This is a genomic window from Halobaculum limi (assembly GCF_029490015.1).
GTDB classification, from domain to species: domain Archaea; phylum Halobacteriota; class Halobacteria; order Halobacteriales; family Haloferacaceae; genus Halobaculum; species Halobaculum limi.
On record NZ_CP120468.1, the window covers coordinates 2,231,462 to 2,250,444 of the forward strand.

16 protein-coding genes are annotated in these 18,983 nt (G+C 67.5%); 13 read left to right on the plus strand and 3 right to left on the minus strand.

Going from position 1 to position 18,983, the window contains the following annotated elements:
* Positions 1 to 10 precede the first annotated feature (10 nt).
* Both P0D77_RS11260 and P0D77_RS11265 read left to right on the plus strand, forming a co-directional pair.
* A complete protein-coding gene (locus tag P0D77_RS11260) occupies positions 11 to 1,339 on the plus strand; it encodes a DUF7405 family protein (RefSeq protein WP_277553168.1) in 1,329 nt (442 codons plus the stop codon).
* Positions 1,340 to 1,426: 87 nt separating this feature from the next.
* Positions 1,427 to 2,521 (plus strand): iron transporter, encoded by a 1,095-nt coding sequence (locus tag P0D77_RS11265; RefSeq protein WP_277553169.1) that lies wholly within the window; start codon positions 1,427 to 1,429, stop codon positions 2,519 to 2,521.
* A gap of 43 nt (positions 2,522 to 2,564) precedes the next feature.
* On the opposite strand, the gene trkA is transcribed toward P0D77_RS11265, so the two are convergent.
* Positions 2,565 to 3,902, minus strand: a complete 1,338-nt coding sequence (gene trkA / locus P0D77_RS11270) for a Trk system potassium transporter TrkA (RefSeq protein ID WP_277553170.1) — start codon at positions 3,900 to 3,902, stop codon at positions 2,565 to 2,567.
* Between the two features lie 75 nt (positions 3,903 to 3,977).
* Positions 3,978 to 4,520 carry an SRPBCC family protein gene (locus tag P0D77_RS11275; protein WP_277553171.1) on the minus strand — a complete coding sequence of 181 codons (543 nt, stop codon included), beginning with the start codon at positions 4,518 to 4,520 and terminating at the stop codon, positions 3,978 to 3,980.
* A gap of 149 nt (positions 4,521 to 4,669) precedes the next feature.
* Between P0D77_RS11275 and P0D77_RS11280 the strand changes: the two genes are divergently transcribed.
* From P0D77_RS11280 to P0D77_RS11325, 10 genes are all read left to right on the plus strand, one after another.
* Complete coding sequence (locus P0D77_RS11280; RefSeq protein ID WP_277553172.1) at positions 4,670 to 5,818, plus strand: FecCD family ABC transporter permease; 1,149 nt, start codon at positions 4,670 to 4,672, stop codon at positions 5,816 to 5,818.
* Complete coding sequence (locus P0D77_RS11285) at positions 5,815 to 6,666, plus strand: ABC transporter ATP-binding protein (protein WP_277553173.1); 852 nt, start codon at positions 5,815 to 5,817, stop codon at positions 6,664 to 6,666. The genes P0D77_RS11280 and P0D77_RS11285 overlap by 4 nt, the downstream gene beginning before the upstream one ends.
* 171 nt (positions 6,667 to 6,837) lie before the next feature.
* Positions 6,838 to 7,851 carry a hypothetical protein gene (locus tag P0D77_RS11290; protein ID WP_277553174.1) on the plus strand — a complete coding sequence of 338 codons (1,014 nt, stop codon included), beginning with the start codon at positions 6,838 to 6,840 and terminating at the stop codon, positions 7,849 to 7,851.
* A 54-nt stretch (positions 7,852 to 7,905) separates the two neighbouring features.
* A complete protein-coding gene (locus P0D77_RS11295) occupies positions 7,906 to 9,165 on the plus strand; it encodes an ABC transporter substrate-binding protein (RefSeq protein WP_277553175.1) in 1,260 nt (419 codons plus the stop codon).
* Between the two features lie 2 nt (positions 9,166 to 9,167).
* Positions 9,168 to 10,181 (plus strand): NAD(P)/FAD-dependent oxidoreductase, encoded by a 1,014-nt coding sequence (locus tag P0D77_RS11300; RefSeq protein WP_277553176.1) that lies wholly within the window; start codon positions 9,168 to 9,170, stop codon positions 10,179 to 10,181.
* Between the two features lie 87 nt (positions 10,182 to 10,268).
* Positions 10,269 to 11,516, plus strand: a complete 1,248-nt coding sequence (locus tag P0D77_RS11305) for an ABC transporter substrate-binding protein (protein ID WP_277553177.1) — start codon at positions 10,269 to 10,271, stop codon at positions 11,514 to 11,516.
* Between the two features lie 115 nt (positions 11,517 to 11,631).
* The gene (locus tag P0D77_RS11310; RefSeq protein WP_277553178.1) at positions 11,632 to 12,528 is read left to right on the plus strand and encodes a DUF7551 domain-containing protein; all 897 of its coding nucleotides are present in this window, start codon (positions 11,632 to 11,634) and stop codon (positions 12,526 to 12,528) included.
* A complete protein-coding gene (locus tag P0D77_RS11315; protein WP_277553179.1) occupies positions 12,525 to 13,370 on the plus strand; it encodes a DUF7260 family protein in 846 nt (281 codons plus the stop codon). Before P0D77_RS11310 ends, P0D77_RS11315 begins: the two co-directional genes overlap by 4 nt.
* Positions 13,371 to 13,457: 87 nt before the next feature.
* Positions 13,458 to 14,630: an ABC transporter substrate-binding protein gene (locus tag P0D77_RS11320; RefSeq protein ID WP_277553180.1), complete on the plus strand. Its 1,173-nt coding sequence runs from the start codon at positions 13,458 to 13,460 to the stop codon at positions 14,628 to 14,630.
* A gap of 133 nt (positions 14,631 to 14,763) precedes the next feature.
* A complete protein-coding gene (locus P0D77_RS11325; protein WP_277553181.1) occupies positions 14,764 to 15,678 on the plus strand; it encodes an AEC family transporter in 915 nt (304 codons plus the stop codon).
* Between the two features lie 17 nt (positions 15,679 to 15,695).
* Here the strand turns inward: P0D77_RS11325 and P0D77_RS11330 are convergent, their stop codons facing one another.
* The gene (locus tag P0D77_RS11330) at positions 15,696 to 16,919 is read right to left on the minus strand and encodes a sensor histidine kinase (RefSeq protein WP_277553182.1); all 1,224 of its coding nucleotides are present in this window, start codon (positions 16,917 to 16,919) and stop codon (positions 15,696 to 15,698) included.
* Positions 16,920 to 17,030: 111 nt separating this feature from the next.
* Between P0D77_RS11330 and P0D77_RS11335 the strand changes: the two genes are divergently transcribed.
* Positions 17,031 to 18,962 (plus strand): ABC transporter ATP-binding protein, encoded by a 1,932-nt coding sequence (locus P0D77_RS11335; RefSeq protein WP_277553183.1) that lies wholly within the window; start codon positions 17,031 to 17,033, stop codon positions 18,960 to 18,962.
* The last annotated feature ends 21 nt before the right edge of the window (positions 18,963 to 18,983 follow it).

Genomic DNA, 18,983 nt, shown 5'->3' on the forward strand with positions numbered 1-18,983 from the left:
ACACCGTGGTATGGACGACGCGGACGCCGACCAGGCAGACCGACTCCGAGACGACGGCCTCAGTCGTCGTGACGCGTTGAAGGCCGCAGTCGCCGTCGGTGGTGCGACCGGACTCGCCGCCTGTGTCGACCGCTTCTCGGGAGCGGACCCGGTCCCGACCGGTGGCGGTCCCGAGGCACACCCGGAACGGCAGTTCGCGTGGAACGACCACGTGCCGACCGACGACGCAGGCAACTGGCAACTGCCGCGTCACCAGACGCTGTTGTACTGCACGCTCCCCGGCGACGGACCACCATCGGCGGCCGACCGCGAGGCCGTCGCCGGGGCGTTCGACGCGCTCGACCGCGCGTACGAGTGGAGCCACGAGGGACTGCTGCACTCGGTCGCGTACTCGCCGACGTACTTCGAGCGGTTCGACGACCCGCTGGCAGTCCCCGACGACGTGTCACTCCCACAGCCGACGCCGTTGGCTGACTACGAGACGCCCGAGTTCGACACGCAAGACCTGCTCGTGCATCTCGGCTCCGACCGACCGGACGCGCTCCTCGCTGCCGAACAGGCGCTCACGGGGGAGGCGACGGAGGCGAACGGCGTGACGTTCCCGTCGGCGCTCACCGACGCCGTCACTGTCGACGACCGCCGGACGGGGTTCATGGGCGCGGGCATCCCCCACGAGAAGGGCGACGAACTGGCGGGCGTCCCCGACCCGAACCCCATCCCCGAGGACTCGCCGCTGTTTATGGGGTTCGTCGCGGGCTTTCGCGGGAACCAGGCGACCGAAGACTACGTCGCCATCGGCGAGGGACCGTTCGCCGAGGGGACGACGAAGTCCGTCGGCAACTGGCGACAGCGACTGGACGACTGGTACGGCGAGCAGACGTTCGACCAGCAGGTGATGGAGATGTTCTCCCCCGGCCACGCAGCCGAGGGACTCGTCGAGGGTATCGGCGCGAACCTCGGCGACGACTCCGACATCGATCAGTTCGCTGACGACGTGGTGGCCGACGCGAAGGAGTACGGCCGTGTCGGGCACGCACAGAAGGCCGCCCGCGCTAACCGCGACACCGAGGGGAACCCGCTCCTCTTGCGCCGCCACTTCGAGTCGGCCGACGACGACATCGCGAGCCTGCACTTCCCGTCGCTGCAGCGCTCTATCGACCAGTTCGAGGCCGTCCGCCGCGCGATGAACGGCGTCGACGCGACGGAGGCGACGCCCGCGGTTCGCCAGCGAGTGAACAACGGCATCCTCGAGTACATCTTCCTGCGACACCGCGGCTACTTCCTCGTGCCGCCGCGGTCGCTGCGGGCGCTCCCGACGCCGAGCGGCGACGCCGGATAGGGTGAGCGTGCGGGGAACGACGTTCCTGTTCCCCCGTTCGACGGGCGTACCAGAAGTCCCTCACGTATCGAACCCTTCTGCCCCGATATGGATAGACGAACGTTCCTCCGCGGTGCAGTCGCGGGGGGGACGGCCGCCGGACTCGGTGGCCTCTCCGGATGTCTCGGCTTCGAACTCACCTCCAGTAGTTCCGCTCGGGCGCCGCCGGTCGTCGAGGACCGACCAGATGGAGTGTACATCCCGAGTCACATCGAGGGGATGAACATGGGCGGGATGGGGAAGGCGGGCGACTATCAGGTCGGCGTCTTCTACTCGTACGCGCATCGCTTCTGGAACGTCAACGGCGAGTCGGTCGAGCGTACCGACATCGGTGACGACGACGACGTCCACCTGATGGCGAGCGTCTGGGACCCCGAGACGGGACAGGTCCTCCCCGAGACTGGCCTGTCGGTCGAGGTGACGAAAGACGACTCGCTCGTCTCGCAGGAGGTCATCTACCCGATGCTGTCGCAACCGATGGGCTTCCACTACGGCGGCAACTTCCCGTTGGACGGCGACGGCACCTACACCGTCACCGTCTCGGTCGGCGGCGTCAGGACGCGGCGGACGGGGGCGTTCCGCGACCGCTTCACGGACCCGGCGAGCATCCCCGTCGAGATGGAGTACAGTCAGTCGGCGCGCGACGAGATATCGTTCGAGACGCTCGACGACGCGGGCGAACGCGCGGCGGTCAGTCCGATGGAGATGTCGATGGTTCCCGACGCGACTGCGCCTGCCGTCGAAGACCTCCAAGGGACCGTCCTCGGCGAGGTGAACAGCAACGACGCGGTCCTCGTCGCGACCGTCCTCGACGAGTCGCCCGACGGAATCGACACACCGGGGCCGTATCTCGTGGTGTCGGCGCGGACGCCATACAACCGAATGCTCATCCCCGCGATGGGGCTGGAGGCGACGCACACGCGCGACGGCGAAGCGGTGTTCTCGGGCGAACTCGTCCGTACGCTCGACCCCGACCTCTCGTACCACTACGGCGCGGCGCTCGACGGCGCGAGCGTCGAGTCGGGTGACGACCTGACGCTGACGCCGACGGTGTGGCCGCAGGTCGCTCGCCACGAAGGATACGAGACGGCGTTCGGCGCGATGCTGGGCGGGATGCCCGAGCAGACGCTGACGGTAGAGTAAGCCGCGGCGTCGAAGCGCGGGCTACGAACGGGCCGCTCCCGGATCAGAGTTTCTGCGTCACTTCGTCGACGACGCTCGTCTCGAAGAAGACGACGACGTGGTCGCCCGGGCGGATGACGGTGTCACCGCGCGGCGTGACGAGTTCGTTGTTTCGGGTGATCGCACCGATCACCAGACAGTTCGGGAAGTCCTGAATCGACTCGCTGATCGGCCGATTCGCGAGCAGCGACTCCTCGGTCACCTCGACTTCCAGCACCTCTGCGCGGTCGTCTTCGATGAGTGCGACGTTCTCCGCGCCGCCCTCGCGGGTGAACCGCGAAATCTCCTCGGCGACGACCGCACGCGGACTGACCCCGACGTCGATGCCGACCGTCTCGAACAGGTCGACGTACGCCGTCTGGTCGACGACGGCGACGGTTCGCTCGATGCCGAGTCGTCGCGCGAGCAGACACGACAGGAGGTTCTTCTCGTCGGAGTCGAGTGCGGCGATCATCACGTCGGCGTCGCCGATGCGTTCGCGTTCGAGAAAGCCCACGTCGGTCGCGTCCGACTGCATCACGAACGAGTCGGGGAGTTCCTCTGCCAAGTCGCGCGCCCGCTGTTCGTCTCGTTCGATGAGGCGTGGGGTGAACCCGCGCTCGCCGAGGAGGCGGGCCGTGTGATAGCCGATTTCGGAGCCGCCGACAATGACGACTTCCTCGTTTGTGCCGACGTGCTCCTCGGGGGCGACGTCGGCGGCGAAGCCGCGGACGCTGCCCGGAGAGCCGATGACGACCGCCTTGTCGCCAGCTTCGATCACCGTCTCACCACGAGGGATGACGACCTCGTCGTCGCGCAGGAGGGCTGCGAACGTCAGCGAGTCGAAGCGGTCGGCCTCGCTGACGGTGAGGCCCGCGATTGGGCTCGCCTCGCTCACCTCGAACTCCGCCATCTGCACCTTTCCGTCAGCGAACGGGTCCACGTCGCGGGCGGCCGGGAGGCCGATGACGCGGACGATAGACTCGGCGGTGAGCAGGTTCGTACACACCATGAAGTCGATACCGAACGCCGACTGCGAGCGTTCCCACGTCCGGAGGTACTCGGTGTTCTTGATGCGGGCGACGGTGAACGTGTCGCTGACGGCTTTCACGGTCGAACACGCGACGATATTCGTCTCGTCGTCGTCCGTCGAGGCCACCACCAGGTCGGCGTCCGCGACGCCGGCGTCCTCCAGCGTCGAGACGGCGGTGCCGTCGCCGTTGATGGTGAGTACGTCCAGCGAGTAGGTGAGTTCCTCACACCGCTCGGCGTCCTGTTCGACGATGACGACCTCGTGGCTCCCGTCGAGGTCCGCCGCGATGCTCTCACCGACCTGTCCCGCGCCGATGATCACGACTCGCACGGCGGAGCCACCTCTGTCATGCACCGGAGTCCACGACCGAGCGAAATGAGCGTTCCGGAGTCGTGCCGACGCCGGTTACAACGCGTCGGAGTCGTTGCGCACGTCGAGTGTGACCGCTCGCTCTCTTCCCTCCAAGTCCTCGACGGCCCGGCGAACGACCCGCTCGGCTTCCTCGGTGACGAGACCTTTCACCTTGTCGAGCACCCACCCGAACGACACGAGCGGTGGGAGCGACACCGACGAGGAGTCTGCGGTGTCGGCGTCGAAGTTGATCTCGAGCGTCACCCGGCACGCCTCCGTGGCGTCAGCGGGCGCGTTCGCGGGCAACTCCTCGTACGGGTCGATAACCCACGCGCCGTGGGCGCGGATGTCCTTCAGGATGCGCCAGTCGATGCGGGTGGGTGGCTCCACCTCCGTCACCTCCGAGCGCGCCGTGTAGGTGAGTTTCCACCACGCGAACCGGAGCGCGTACCGCGACCCCGGCCCGCCGTCACCGTGGGTGCGCGAGACTCGGTCGAGATACTCCGTGTAGCGCTCGTACCGGGGGAAGTCTAAGAGGAACTCGTACGCCTCCTCGGGGGCGACGTACACGTCCGTCGAGACGACGAGCTCGTCCATACATCCGGATACGACGGAGAGGGGGTAAGCGTTCGGGGGAACGCTGGACGGGAGCCCGGTCGCGAGGCAGGCGTCCGCCCGACGGTGGTTCGACACGCTTTTCAGGAATTAGGGTGGCCTAAAACGTATGCAATACGAGGGGACGCGCCGTGGCGAGTGAGACCACCACCGGGGCGGCGGACGTGGAGCAGCCGCTGTCGTGGGTCGACTCGTCGCTGGTCACGGTCGCAGTCGTGAGTACGCTCGTCGTCGTCGCTTCGGGGCTCGTCCAGGTGAGTTTCGGGGCGTTCACGATGTCTATCGGAACGGCGTGGGCGGCGGTGTTCGATCCGCTCGTGTGGACGAACCCGCAGGTGCTCCTGCGACTGTTCCTCGGCGAGGGGCTGGGAACCGCGGTCGCGGGGGCGCTCGGCGTCTCGACGGCGGCGGTGGACCTGCCCAAAGAGACGCTCATCGTCTGGCAGATACGGATGCCTCGCGTCATCGTCGGCGTCATCGTCGGCGCGAACCTCGCCGTCTCTGGTGCGGTGTTTCAGGCCGTCACCCGCAACGAACTCGCGTCGCCGTTCATCCTCGGCGTCTCCGCGGGGGCGGGGCTGGCCATCCTCCTCTCACTCATCGTATTCACCGGACTGGCGGCGTTTCTTCCGCTGGTGGCCGCGGGCGGCGGCGCGGTGGCGTTCCTCCTCGTGTACGCCATCTCGTGGCAGGGCGGGACGAACCCCGTTCGACTCGTCCTCGCGGGCGTCATCGTCTCGACGGTGTTCGGGTCGATCCAGACGGCGCTGTTCTTCTTCGCAGACGACCTCGGCGTCGTGCAGTCGGCGCTCGCGTGGACGACCGGATCGCTCACCGGCGTCGACTGGGAGCAGGTGCGGATGGGCCTCCCGTGGACGCTCGTGGCCGTCCCGCTCACGCTCGTCGGTGCGCGGCAGTTGAACGTCCTCCTTCTGGGCGAACGCACTGCCAGGTCGCTTGGGATGTCAGTCGAGCGAGTTCGATTCGCCCTCTCGGGCGTCGCCGTTCTCGCGGCGGGAACGGCCATCGCCGTCGCGGGTATCGTCGGCTTCGTCGGCCTCATAGTCCCGCACATGGTGCGGCAACTCGTCGGCTCCGACTACAAGCGCCTCGTCGTCGCGTGCGTGTTCGCTGGCCCGGCGCTCGTCACCCTCGCCGACGTGGGCGCCCGCCTCGCGCTCTCGCCCGCTCAACTCCCGGTTGGTATCGTCACCGGCCTCATCGGCGGGCCGTACTTCCTATATCTAATGCGTAAACAGGAGGGGATCGGTTCGCTATGAGTTCCGACGACAAGACGTCGGAGCCGACGGACGGCGCAGACACGGCGGCCGCCGAGTCGTCGCCGCCGCTGTCCATCGAAGACGTCGCCCTCGGCTACGGCGGCGACCCGGTGGTCGAGACCGAGCGACTGGAGATTCCGGCCGGCGAGATAACCGCGCTGGTCGGGCCGAACGGGAGCGGGAAGTCGACGCTGCTGAAGGCGATGAACGCGGAACTGACGCCCGACCGGGGCGTCGTCGCCTTCGACGGCAGCGACGTGGAGTCGTACGGGACGACCGAACTCGCGCGTCGCCTCGGCCTCCTCTCACAGGAGCACACTGCCCCGGAGTCGACGACGGTGCGAGAACTGGCGACGCACGGTCGGTACCCCCATCGCGGATTCTTCGAGGGGATGCGCGAGGAAGACTACCGCGCGGTCGACCGTGCCCTCGACCGCGTCGGCGTCACCCATCTCGCGGACCGACAGGTGGGCGACCTCTCGGGCGGGCAAGCGCAGTTGGCGTGGCTCGCGATGACGCTCGCACAGGAGACGGAGGCGCTCCTCCTCGACGAACCGACGACGTTCCTCGACCTCCACCACCAACTCCGGGTACTGGAGGCGGTCCGCGAACTCAACGAGGACCACGGTGTCACCGTCTGTGTCGTCCTCCACGACATCGGACAGGCCGCCCGCTTCGCGGACAACCTCATCGCGTTGCGCGACGGGACGCCCTACGAATGGGGACCGCCCGACGAAGTCGTGACGGGAGAGTTGCTGGAGGAGGTGTTCGGCGTCGAGGCCGACGTGGGCTTCGGCCCGGAGGGGCCGACCGTGGTACCGCGGCGTCCGTCGGATGCGGACCACTAGCCAGCGTATGTCTGCACTGCTGGCTCCGTCGCCGCAACCCCGCCCGCTTCGATCGATCGGCTGCACGTTCGACGCTACGCCGACTGTGAGCGATGACGCCCGCCGACACGAGCCAACGCGTCCCCGGTCCGAACGCGAATTTGGGGGCGTCGGCGACTCGGAGGGCCGACGATGACCGACCTCGACCCCGCAGAGGCGCTCGAGGCCGGCGACCCGGCGAAGGCGGCGAGCGCCCTCGACGCGCGACGCGACGCTGCTCCCGAAGAGCGCAAGCGCACCCTCCGTCGCCTCCGCGCAGTCGCAGACGGGAACCCCGAACTGCTCGTTCCACTCGTGGACGACGTCGCGGCGTTCCTCACCGACGAGAGGCGACCAATCAGGCTCGCCGCGGTGAAACTGCTCGCCGCGGTCGCCGCCGAGGGTCCCGCGAGCGTCCTTCCCGTCTGCCCGGCCGTCGCGGACCGACTCGCAGACGACGAGGAACTTTCGTTTGTCCGGGCGCGAGCGGCCGAGACGGTCGGTGCTGTCGCGGTCGAGCACCCGGAAGAGGCCGCGACGCCTGCGGTGCTCGCGGACCTGACGATCGGACTGGCCTTCGACGAACCAGAGGTCAGGACCGAACTCGCCCGGGCGCTGGAACGGATCGCGGTCGGTGACCCAAGCCGCCTCGCGCACCGCGTGGAGACCGTCGCAGACCACCTCGACGACGACGAGGAACTCGTCAGGTATCACCTGCTCACCGCCATCCTGGCGGTCGCCTGTGCGCGCCCCGAGCGTGTCGACCCGGTCCGGTCACTGGTCGTCGACCGACTCGACGACGGAAGTCCATATGTGCGCGGTCGCGCGGCGGAACTACTCGGCGTCCTCGGACCTGAGGGAAGCGACGTCGTCGAGCCCTCGGTGCTCGCCCCCTCGGCTGACGCCGAGGCGGACGGCTACCGGTTCGAGGCCGCGCGGACGGGGTTCGCTCGTGTCCGCCTCGTTGGCTGTGGCGTCGACAGCAACGACGACGCCCCCGAGTCGTCGTTCGGACCAGACTCGCTCGGTACTGTCGACGGTGTGCGATCGACGAGCGAGGCGGTCGTCGAAGCGATCCGTCGCACCGACGAACGGCCCTGTCCCCACTGTGGTGGCGACCTCCCGGACGGCGCGCCCGTGTGCCCCTCCTGCGGGTCACCGCTCTGACAGTAGTTTAGGACAACCGAAACTGGTTTACTGGTTTAGGCTGCCCGAAATTGTATGGGCGACGACTCCAACCGTGCGACGCGACCAACTCGCCGGGCGATCACGAAGTACGGCGGCGCAGTGTTCGCCGCCGGCCTGCTCGCCGGTTGTATGGGGAGTGGAGGAGACGATTCGGCGGCGACCGAGTCGCAGGATCAGCTGACGACGAGCGAGACCGAGACGGCGTCTCCGACCGCCACGGCGACGCCGGAGCCGGCGTACGCGGCGTCGATGGCTCCCGTCGGGGAGGTGTCGCTCGACGACCCACCGTCGAGCGTCTCCGTCTACAGCCTCCTGTACGCCGATATGGCCGTCGCGTACGGCTACGGCGACGCGGTGAACTCGCTCGGCTTCGACGCCGCCGCCGGCGGCAACACGCTCGACGCGTACTACGAGCGACTCGACGGCGTCGACTTCGACTACGACGACCTCACCCAACTCAACACGGGGTCGGGCGAGATACGCGTCGAGAAGGAACTGTTCTACGAACTCGACTCAGACCTCCACCTGATGGACCCGGCGCTCGTCGACTCGTTCGACGGCTGGGACCCCGCCGACGTCGAGGAGGTCGCCGAGAACGTCGCGCCGTGGTTCGGCAACACCTACAGTCGAACGCACGGTGAGCCGCCGGAATCGTGGCGCGACACCTACGAGTACTACACGCTGTGGGACATCGCCGGACGGGTCGCCACGCTGTTCGGAGAATCGGAGCGGTACGAGCGACTCGCGGCCGTCCACGACGAGATGCTCGACGACATCGAGTCGAACCTCCCGCCAGCGTCCGAGCGACCATCGGTCGCGGCGCTCATCTTCTTCGACGGGACGTTCTACCCCTCGAAGATCAACGCTCCCGGCTTCGCGAACGCACACGTCCGGCCACTGGGTGCGACCGACGCCTTCACCGGTACCGACGCCGGGTTCGGGACGACGTACGACTACGAGACGCTGCTGGAGGTCGACCCCGACGTGATCCTCCACCAGTTCGGCATCGCCTCCTACTACGACGTGGCATCGATCCGCGAGACCATCGCCGACGACCCCGTCGGCGGGGAGTTGGCCGCGATCCAGAACGACCGCTTCTACCCCTCGGGCAACCCCGTGCAGGGGCCGCTGATGAACCTGTTCCAGTTGGAGATGACGGCGAAGCAGTTGTACCCCGAGCGGTTCGGCGAGTGGCCCGGCTACACGGCGGGCGACCCGTACCCGGAGATTCCCGAGGGCGAACGGCTGTTCGACCGAGAGCGCGTGGCAAACATCGTCGCCGGAGCCGAGTGAGGATGGCAGACTACGACGTCCTCGTCGTCGGCGGCGGGCCCGCGGGGACGGCTGTCGCGGTGTTCACCGCCCGACAGGGACTCGATACGGCCGTCTACGACCGCGGCCGGTCGTCGATCGCGCAGTGTGCGTATCTGGAGAACTACCCTGGCTTCCCAGACGGCATCGACGTCGAGACGTTCACCGACCTACTGCACGACCACCTCGCGGCCGCCGGTGCGACGCTGGTCGACGACCTCGTGGAGTCGGTCGAGCGGCGCGAAGCGGCAGCGGATGCCGAGGGCGGACGCGACTACGACGACAGACGCGACCGGGACGACGACACCGACGGTGGGTTCCTCGTGACGCCCCAAGAGGGCGACCCGGTGACGGCGACGCGCGTCGTCGCGGCCGCCCGTTACGACGGGGAGTTCCTCCGCGGTCTCGACGACGACGAGGCGATGTTCGTGACCCACGACCACGGCGAGGAGGCGCACGAGCACTTCGCTCGCGACTATGCCGACGAGGAGGGCACCACTCCGGTCGAGGGGTTGTACGTCGCCTCGCCCGCCGAGGAGACGGATCTGCAGGCGGTCGCCGCGGCCGGACGCGGTGCGCGCGTCGCCCGACGAGTCGTCGCCGACGTGCGGGTCGACGACGGCTGGTGGCCCGAGGCCGCCGAGGGCGTCGACTGGGTGCGCCGTGAGGCGTCGCTGTCGGGCGAGTGGGCCGAGCGCGAGCGGTGGGTCGAGTGGTTCGACGACCACCACGCCGACCACGCGCCGGTCGACACCGACTCCGACCGCTTCCGACGGGTCCGCGAGGCGTTCCTCGACGAGGGGCGCGCGGCATACGTCTCCGAGGACGAGGTGGCCGAACGGACCGAACGCGGCCACCGTGCGCTCGCTGCGACACTCGACACCGAGGCAGTCGTCGAGGCACACGACGCCGCCGAACTGCTCGACGCGATGGACGACGACGCAATCCGTGAGTACCGCTGTGACGCCGACACCGCGAGCGCCGACGAGCGCCACTGAGCGCCGGGCCCACATTCGACCGACTGCGCGCTTTTTGGCTGACCAAAAATCCGATGGAGTTATATTGTTTTAGGTGAGCCTAAAAATATGGTAGACGACGAAGCACGCCATCGACCCCCGACGCGCCGGGAGTTTGCCAAGTACGGATCGTCGATCGTTGCGGGTGGGCTGTTGGCCGGGTGTACGAGCGGCAGTGATCAGACGGCGACGTCCACGTCCGCCGACACCGTGACCGAGACGACGACCTCGGCAGCAGACAGCAGCTACTCCGTTGAATTGTTCCCAGTCGGAGAGGTCGAGTTCGAGTCAGTTCCGGAGTCCGTGACGACCTACTCCATGGCGTGGGCGGACATGGTTGTCTCGCTCGGGCAGGCGGACAAGCTTCAGACGAACCGGCTGAGCGGGCCCACCCTCTTTTACGATCCGCTAGACATCGACTACGACAACGACTGGCCGCCCCTGTGGCAGGACGGCGGGATGCCCAAGGAGGTGTTCTACGAGCACGATCCGGACGTGTTCTTCATCGATCCCAACCTGATCCAGGCGTGGGACAGCAACTGGGACGACTCCGACATCGAGGAGATCGAATCGAACGTCGCGCCGTTCTTCGGCTGTCTCAACCGTCGCTTTCGCGCCGAGTGGCAACAGGAGATGGGGTACCCCCAACGGGCTCCATCGATGCTGGAGGCGTTCGAGAAGGTCGGCACAGTTCTGGACGAGCAGGCGCGGGTTGACGCCTGGCTCGACCTTCACGCGGACGTACAGGCCGAACTGCAGTCACGGCTTCCCGACGACCCCGAGCCGCCTTCGATCGGACTGATCAACGGCGGTTCTTCACCCGGGAACGGCGAGTTCTACGTGCTCTATCTCGAGGAGAACGGCTACGAGATGAAGCCCTACCGCGACCTCGGGCTGGTCGACGCCGACGCCTTCGCCGGCGTCGAAACCGGACAGTACGGGCTGACCGACTACGAGACGCTGGTCGAAGTCGACCCGGACCTCATCCTCGTCCACTGGGGCATCACCACGGGGTCGGTGACCTTCGGCGGTGACGGCGCGTTCGACGCCGATGCGTTCCGCGAGCAGTTCGTCGCGCCGATGGAAGACCACGACGTGGGGAGCGAACTCACCGCCGTCCAGGAGGGGCGAGTGTTGCCCGGCCCGACGGCCGAACAGGGCCCACTCGTCAACGCGTTCCAGACCGAGTTGACGGCCCGCCTGTTCTACCCCGAAGAGTTCGGCGCGGTCGACCTCGAGGCTCCGCTGGACGTCCCCGAGGAGGAGCAGTTGTTCGACCGCGACCGCGTGCGTGCCATCCTCGACGGGGATCTGTGATCGCGGTCGACCACTCTGGACGCCGTCGGCGCGTCACGGCCCCGGTCGACGGGACCCGGGCGTAGTCGCTGTCAGCCAAATCGACACACCCCAAACCCGCCACCGACGCCACACCATGATCGGAACCACGCTCTGTGACCTCCGTCGCCACATCGAATCGCTCGCGAACTCCGACGGAGCCTACCGGATCTGCTGTGCCCGGACGGGAGCGACGCCGATACCGGTCGTCGGCCTCGCGTTCGAGCGCCGTGAGGTCGCGCGAGCGGCGATCAGATGCGCCGAACAGTATCGGGCGGCACTACGACGCTACGATCCGTCGGTCCCAGTGTGCGACCTAGTCGCCGTGGAGTGTCCGGGTGGCACGCGGCCGAGAGAGTCGGTTACGCCGTCCGAGGCTACCGATCCGACGATGGCCTCCGTCGGCGATGCCGATCCGACCCGGTCAGCGGTGGAGTTCTGCCACACCGTCGCAGGCGTCGTCTTCGAGGCCATCGCGGACTCGCCACACCTCGCCCTTCAAGACGCGATTATGGACGAGTACCTCGACGCCGCAGAGGCAGTCGACGATCCGGACGACCTCTGTCTACAACTGCTTCGAAGCATCGCTACGGAACTGGAAACTCGCCTCGACACCGACGAGCGACTCGCAGTGCTCCGTACCGCTGGCTCGCGGATGGCGACCGACTCGCGCGACGGTGACCCCGCCGAGGCAGTCCTCGAACGCCTGCGATCGGCGGAGTTACTTCGGTCGTACACAGTCTCGTCGTCGCGGACAGACGGCGACGACTGTGCGCGACGGTGGCAGGTCGAACTCGACGGGTACGCCCTCGCCGACGGCGACGACGCACGGCTTGTGACGCTCCCGGTCGTCGTCGGCCTGTTTGCCCACGCATCGGCGACCGGCGTCGTGGTCACGGACGCTGCCCCGACCGCCGAGGAGACGTGGCGGGCGACGATCGAGACGAACGCGAACGGCGAGTCGACCGGACTGACGGAGGTGCGGCCGAGATGACGGGGCATCGACTGCTCGACCCGTTGAACGCAGCCGAGACACGATTCTGCAGCGAACGAGAGGCTGTCGTCGAGAAGCGTGAAGCGTACGAGACGTTCCGTCGAGAGGTGTGCCAGACGCCGCTGGACGATTTCCCTGCGGGTCGTGGGGGTGGCTCGCTAGGCGTCGTGGACGGACCGATCGCGGTTGCTGGCCCGTCCGACGCCGCCTCGACCGCTACATCTGGCGTCGAACGGGTGCGAGAGCGCTTCGCGGCGCTCATCCGGTCCCACAGCCTCGCAGACGTCGAGGCGGACGAACCGCTCGTGGAGACTATCGAGGCGGACGAACCGCTCGTGGAGACTATCGAGGCGGAGTTCGACGCAGACGTTGCTCGGGCCCTCTCACAGCCGAACACACGGTTCACCGAGGCGGTCAGAGATCATCTTCTGTCGCGCATTCGAGAGCGATGCGAGGAACTCGACGCGATGGAGGCGGTGTTGGACACGGAGGCAGACAGCGTCGCCGCGGCCCGTGAGGTGTTCGAGAACGCCGTCGCTGTGACGGATCGAGTCCCGAACCGAAACCTCCTCGCGCTCGAGTTCGACGACCTCCGGGAACGTTACGACACCCTCGAACGTGTTCGAGAGCGATGCGAGGATGCGCTGGAGGCGCGACAGTCGTTGCTTCACGGGCCCGCCGGCGGGGTCGCCACCTCCGACCGCACCCACCGGGCCGTCGTCCGCTACCTCTACGGGTCGCTCGACGAGGTGTTCCCCGTGCTCCACGTCGGGACCGCTCTCGTCACGCGGTGTGGGCACCGAAGCGACGCCGTCGCCGATCAGATCGCCCGACGAGTGTGACCCGACTGTAACAGATTGGGTCGGATCTTTATTTCGGGCGACCTAAAATCCGAAGGCCTTAACTTGGTTTAGGGTGGCCGAAAACATATGGACATCAACCGAAGACGGTTCGTCGGACTGGGCGGCACAGCGCTAACCGGAGCACTCGCTGGCTGTACCGGTTCCTCGGGCGACCAGGAAGCGACCGAGACGGAATCGGACGCGGCGACGACCGAGGCGGACGCCACCACGACGGCACCGCCGGAAGACACCTCCTACACTGTGTCGATGGCTCCCGTCGGCGACGTGACCTTCGACGAGGTGCCGGAGACGTTCACCGCCTACGAGTCGGGATACGCAGACATGGGCACCGCGCTCGGAAAGGGTGAGGACCTCCTCGCGGTCGGCAACACCGCCCGCTACTACACCGACCACCTCGCGGAACTCGACGGCGTCACCGCGACCGAGGAGCCGACGCAACTGCTCGGTGACTCCTACGCTATCGACCGCGAACTGTTCTACGAACTCGACAGCGACGTCCACCTCATCGACCCGCAGTGGCTGTTGAACAACGGCTACTTCAAACTGGAGCGGTCGGACATCGACACCGTCGTCGAGGACGTCGGCCCGTTCGTCGGGAACACCATCTTCCGGCGGACCGACCCGTGGCACGAGTACCGCTACTACTCGCTGTACGACGCATTCGAGAAGGTCGCGCAGGTGTTCGACCGCGTCGACCGCTACGAGGCGGTGAAGGCCATCCACGACGAGACGGTCGCACAGGTCGGCGCGAACCTCCCGAGCGCCGACGCCCGCCCGAACGCCCTGCTGTGTTTCGGTGCGAGCGACGAACCCGAGCAGTTCTACCCGTACCGCCTCTCCGACAAGGGGACGAACAAGAAGCAGTTCCGCGACCTGGGTATCACGGACGCCCTCTCGGGCACCGGCGTCTCGGGGCTGTCGACGAACGACCGCGGCCAAATCGACTACGAGACGATGCTGCAGGTCGACCCCGACTCCATCCTGCTTCGCGGCCACGAGGGCAAGACCGAACAGGAATTCCAGGACTCCGTCGTCTCGTTCATGCAGGACCACGACGTGGCCTCCGAACTGACGGCTGTTCAGGAGGGGCGCGTGTTCCGCGGTGGCCCCATCTACCAAGGGCCGCTCCAGCACCTGTTCAACCTCGAACGCTTCGCGACGCTGTACTTCCCCGAACGCTTCTCCGGCGACCTGTTCTCGCGGGCCGACCTCGCGGCCGCCGTCCGCGGCGAGGCCTGATCCGGCGAGCACTCCGTCGCACGCGGGCCATCTGTGCGGGATGAGCCACTCTTGATGACTCCCGCACGACGTGCCCGTGGTCGGCGAGAAACGCAACCGTCATTCGAGGGCCCCACCGAGCACCGACGACTCCGTGTCCGTCGCCTCGAACCTCGCGTATATGCTTGCGCTCCTCGCGGTCGGCGTCGCCGGTCGGCGCGCGGGCGTGTTCACGCCGACCCGTCGCGACCGACTCACGGATCTTGCGTTTCTCGTCGCGCTCCCCGCTCTCGTGTACACCGCGACGTTCGACCAGTCGCTCGGGGAGGTACTTTCGGCCCGCCTCGTCGCGGGCGTCGTCGGCGTCATCTTCTTCGGACTCGTCGGCGCGTGGGCGGTCCACCGCCACCGCCCCGACGCGGCGACTCGAAGCGTTGCCGTCGTCCAGTCGTACCACACCAACCTCGGCTTCCTCGGTCTCCCGGTCGTCGCAGCGACGTTCGGCGCGGGCGCGGTCGAAGCCGGGAAGGCGAGCGTCGTCCTCGGCGTCGGCGCACTCGTCCAAGTGCCGGCGACCGTCGTCGTCCTCTCGGCGGTCAACGACGCCGACGCGTCGCTGTCGGGTGAACTCGGGTCGCTCGCGCGCAATCCGGTGTTGCTCGCGTTGGGTGCGGGTCTCGGGTCCGCCGCAGTCGGGTGGTCGCCGCCGTCGCTCGCGGTTGCTGGCCTGTCGGCGCTGGCGTCGCTGGCACTCCCGGTCGCCCTCGTCGCGGTGGGCGGGTCGCTGTCGCTGGAGTCGACGACGGTGGACCGTGCGACGGTCGGTGCGGTCGCGGGGGTGAAACTCCTCGCGATGCCAGTCGTAGCGTTCGGCGTGTTCTCGCTCCTCGGGGCCGCGCCAGCGACCGTCCGCACGGGCGTCGTGATGTTCGCGATGCCGACGGCCGTCTCGACGTTCGTCTACGCGTCGGCGCTCGGCGGCGACCCCGACCTCGCTTCGTTCAACGTGTTCGTGACGACCGCCGTCTCCGTCGCGACGCTGGGGCCGGTACTGTGGCTATTCGGGTAGCGTCCAGAGAGTCGCTGTCACTCCTCGACGACGATGTCGAACCGAGCGCCGCCGGTCGAACTCTCCCCTGCTTCGACCGACCACCCGTGCGCTTCGACCACCTGTTCGACGATAGAGAGGCCGATACCGGTGTTGTCGTCCTCACCGGTGGTACCGCGCTCGAAGAGCATCTCGGCGTCGCCCGGGAGGCCGCCACCGTCGTCGGCTACGTAAAACCCAGATCCATCGGGGCGGTCCGCGACAGTCACAGTCACGTCTTCGCCGCCGTGTTCGACGGCGTTGCGAAACAGGTTCGAGAGTGCGTCCGACAGTCTGGTCTCGTCTGCGTCGACGACGCCCGGCCCGTCGACTGACAGCGACGCTGTCCCGGTGTCGACGGTGTCCCACGCGTCGCGAGCGACGCGCCCGACACGCACTGACGCCGTCTCACCGATGTCTTGGCCGGCGCGGGCCAGGCCGAGGACGTTGTCGATGATACCGTCCATTCGGTCGGTGGCGCGGCGGGCCCGCTCGAAGTGTGCGGCCTCGCCGGTCTCCTCGGCCAACTCCAGCGACCCCATCACGACGTTGAGCGGGTTCCTGAGGTCGTGCGAGACGACGCTGGCGAACTGTTCGAGGCGTTCGTTCTGCGCGGCGAGTCGGCGCTCACGCTCGACACGAGCCAACGAGTTCGCGATCATATCCGCGAGCGAGCGGACCAGCACCACTTCTTGATCGTGCCACTGCTCGCGTGGTTGGGGGCCGGCGAACACCAGCGCCCCCCACAGTTCCCAGTCGCGAACGATGGGAACGGCGAGGAGGCTCTCGACGTCGACGCCGCCGACTCGGAGGTCGGTCGGTGCGTCGTACGACGACCCGGACGCCCGCGAGAATCGAACGACGCCGTCCTCGCGAACCTGTGTGAGCAAGGGGGCGATGTCTGTGACCTCGTCGGCCGCGTCGTCATCACTCGTCTCGCCGTCGCTCCAGTCGTAGCGGCGCTCGAACTCGCTCACGTCGGTGTCTTCCCCATCCGGGTCGACGTACACGGCCGCGTACTCGGCGTCGAGGCCAGTCGCGACCGAACTGAGCGTCCACTCGAGTTTCGTGCGCAGTTCGTCCGGATTCGCAGAGATGAGCGTCGTCGATGCGTCGAGGACTAACGCCTGCAGGTCGGCGTGACGCGCCGCCGCTCGTTCGGCCTCGGCCGCGTGGTCGGACGGACTCGGAGACGACGCGCCCCGGCCCGTTGCACCAGTCATACCCGTCCCTTCGACGCGACGTGTTTAGGAATAGCCCCCCGAGTATCACTGCTGAGTCTCCGACCGCGACCGGTCTGCATAAGGTGCAGGCGTCGGTTTCGATTCGTAATAATGAGCGCCGAGGAGGAGAGCGCCTTCGACGTCTATCGCGACCGAGTCGACCGGCCGTTGTATCGGCTGTTCACGGAGTACGGACTCGACAAGTGGCCGTGGCTCGTCGTCGGGATGACCGCGAACGTCATCGCCCGGGGGTCTAGCCTCCTCCCACCGTTGGTGCTCGGTGTCGCCATCGACGCCGCCTTCACCGGCGACTCGCCGTACACGCTGCCGCTGGTGCCGGCGGCGTGGCTCCCGACGAACGCGCCCGACGAGGTGCAGTTCTGGTTCTCGGCGTGGCTCATCGTCGGCGCGTTCGCCGTCACCGCGGCGCTGACGTGGGTGTACGGCATCGCCGCCAACAACTTCGCCCACCGCGTGATGCACGACGTGCGGACGGACTCGTACGCGAAGATGCAGGACCTGTCGATGGCGTTCTTCGACGACAAGCAGACCGGCGAGGTGATGTCCGTCCTCAACAACGACGCGACCAACCTCGAACGCTTCCTCGACGACGCCCTCCAGAACTCCGTCCGCCTCGGCGTGATGCTGCTCGGTATCGGCATCGTCCTGTTCGAGCGGAACGCCCAACTGGCGGCCGTCACGCTCGTCGTCGTCCCCGGGATGGTGCTGTTCACCTACTGGTTTATGAAGGCGGTCGAACCGCGCTACACCGCCCAACGCGAGGCCGTCGCAGACCTGAACACCCGCTTAGAGAACGCCCTCGGCGGCATCCAGTTGGTCAAGACGACCGGCACCGAAGACTACGAGACCGGGCGCGTCGAGGACACCTCCTACGACTACTTCCGCAAGACGCTCGCGATGTTGCGCCTCAACTACGTCTACCGCCCGGGGATGGAACTGTTCGCCGGCATCGCGTTCGCTGCGACGTTCGTGGTCGGTGGGCTCTGGATCGTGACGGGGTCCGGCCCCGGTCCGCTGTCGGGCGAACTGCAGGCCGGAACCTTCGTCACCTTCCTGTTCCTCACCCAGCGGTTCGTCACGCCGCTCGCGGAGGTGTCGAACATCGTCTCCCAGTACGAGAACGCGAAAGCCTCCTGTGAGCGCGTGTTCGGCCTGCAGGACATCCCCCGCGAGGTGACGGAGGTGGACGACCCCGTCGACCTCACCGACGTCGCGGGCGACGTCGAGTACGACCACGTCGACTTCGCGTACGAGGACGAGGGCGAACAGATCCTCCACGACGTGGATTTCGCCGTGGACGCCGGCGAGACGGTCGCACTCGTCGGCCCGACCGGCGCGGGTAAGTCGACCCTGCTGAAACTCCTGCTTCGCCTGTACGACGTGACCGACGGCGCGATCCGAATCGACGGCCACGACGTGCGCGAGGTGTCCTTGCGGAGCCTCCGCGAGTCGGTCGGCTACGTGAGTCAGGACACCTTCCTGTTCGACGGGACGGTCGGGGAGAACATCCGCTACGGCCAGTTCGACGCCGACGAAGCGTCGGTCGAGGAGGCCGCGAAAGCCGCGGAGGCCCACGAGTTCATCCAGAATCTCCCGAGAGGCTACGACACCCGGATCGGTGAGCGCGGCGTGAAACTCTCCGGCGGGCAGCGCCAGAGACTCTCCATCGCTCGCGTGATGTTACAGGATCCGGCGATCCTCGTCCTCGACGAGGCGACCAGCGCCGTCGACACCGAGACGGAGATGCTCATCCAGCGGAGTCTCGACCGCCTCGCAGAAGACCGCACGACGTTCGTCATCGCCCATCGTCTCTCGACGGTGAAAGACGCCGACGAGGTGCTCGTGTTGGAGGGCGGCGAGGTGGTCGAACGCGGCGGCCACGACGAACTCCTTCGCGACGACGGCCTGTACGCCAAACTGTGGGGCGTGCAGGCGGGTGAGATCGAGTCGCTCCCTGAGGAGTTCGTCGAACGCGCACGCAAGCGACAGGCCGAGACGCTGACCACGAGCGACGACGACTGATCTCGCTTCCGCACGCTTTTG

Excerpts from the sequence above, each read along its gene's own strand:
- P0D77_RS11310 (WP_277553178.1), top strand. The coding sequence starts at position 11,632 with ATGATCGGAACCACGCTCTGTGACCTCCGTCGCCACATCGAATCGCTC.
- P0D77_RS11315 (WP_277553179.1), top strand. The coding sequence starts at position 12,525 with ATGACGGGGCATCGACTGCTCGACCCGTTGAACGCAGCCGAGACACGA.
- P0D77_RS11330 (WP_277553182.1), bottom strand. The coding sequence starts at position 16,919 with ATGACTGGTGCAACGGGCCGGGGCGCGTCGTCTCCGAGTCCGTCCGAC.
- P0D77_RS11285 (WP_277553173.1), top strand. The coding sequence starts at position 5,815 with ATGAGTTCCGACGACAAGACGTCGGAGCCGACGGACGGCGCAGACACG.
- P0D77_RS11335 (WP_277553183.1), top strand. The coding sequence starts at position 17,031 with ATGAGCGCCGAGGAGGAGAGCGCCTTCGACGTCTATCGCGACCGAGTC.
- P0D77_RS11290 (WP_277553174.1), top strand. The coding sequence starts at position 6,838 with ATGACCGACCTCGACCCCGCAGAGGCGCTCGAGGCCGGCGACCCGGCG.
- P0D77_RS11295 (WP_277553175.1), top strand. The coding sequence starts at position 7,906 with ATGGGCGACGACTCCAACCGTGCGACGCGACCAACTCGCCGGGCGATC.
- P0D77_RS11275 (WP_277553171.1), bottom strand. The coding sequence starts at position 4,520 with ATGGACGAGCTCGTCGTCTCGACGGACGTGTACGTCGCCCCCGAGGAG.
- P0D77_RS11265 (WP_277553169.1), top strand. The coding sequence starts at position 1,427 with ATGGATAGACGAACGTTCCTCCGCGGTGCAGTCGCGGGGGGGACGGCC.
- P0D77_RS11260 (WP_277553168.1), top strand. The coding sequence starts at position 11 with ATGGACGACGCGGACGCCGACCAGGCAGACCGACTCCGAGACGACGGC.
- P0D77_RS11300 (WP_277553176.1), top strand. The coding sequence starts at position 9,168 with ATGGCAGACTACGACGTCCTCGTCGTCGGCGGCGGGCCCGCGGGGACG.
- P0D77_RS11305 (WP_277553177.1), top strand. The coding sequence starts at position 10,269 with ATGGTAGACGACGAAGCACGCCATCGACCCCCGACGCGCCGGGAGTTT.
- P0D77_RS11320 (WP_277553180.1), top strand. The coding sequence starts at position 13,458 with ATGGACATCAACCGAAGACGGTTCGTCGGACTGGGCGGCACAGCGCTA.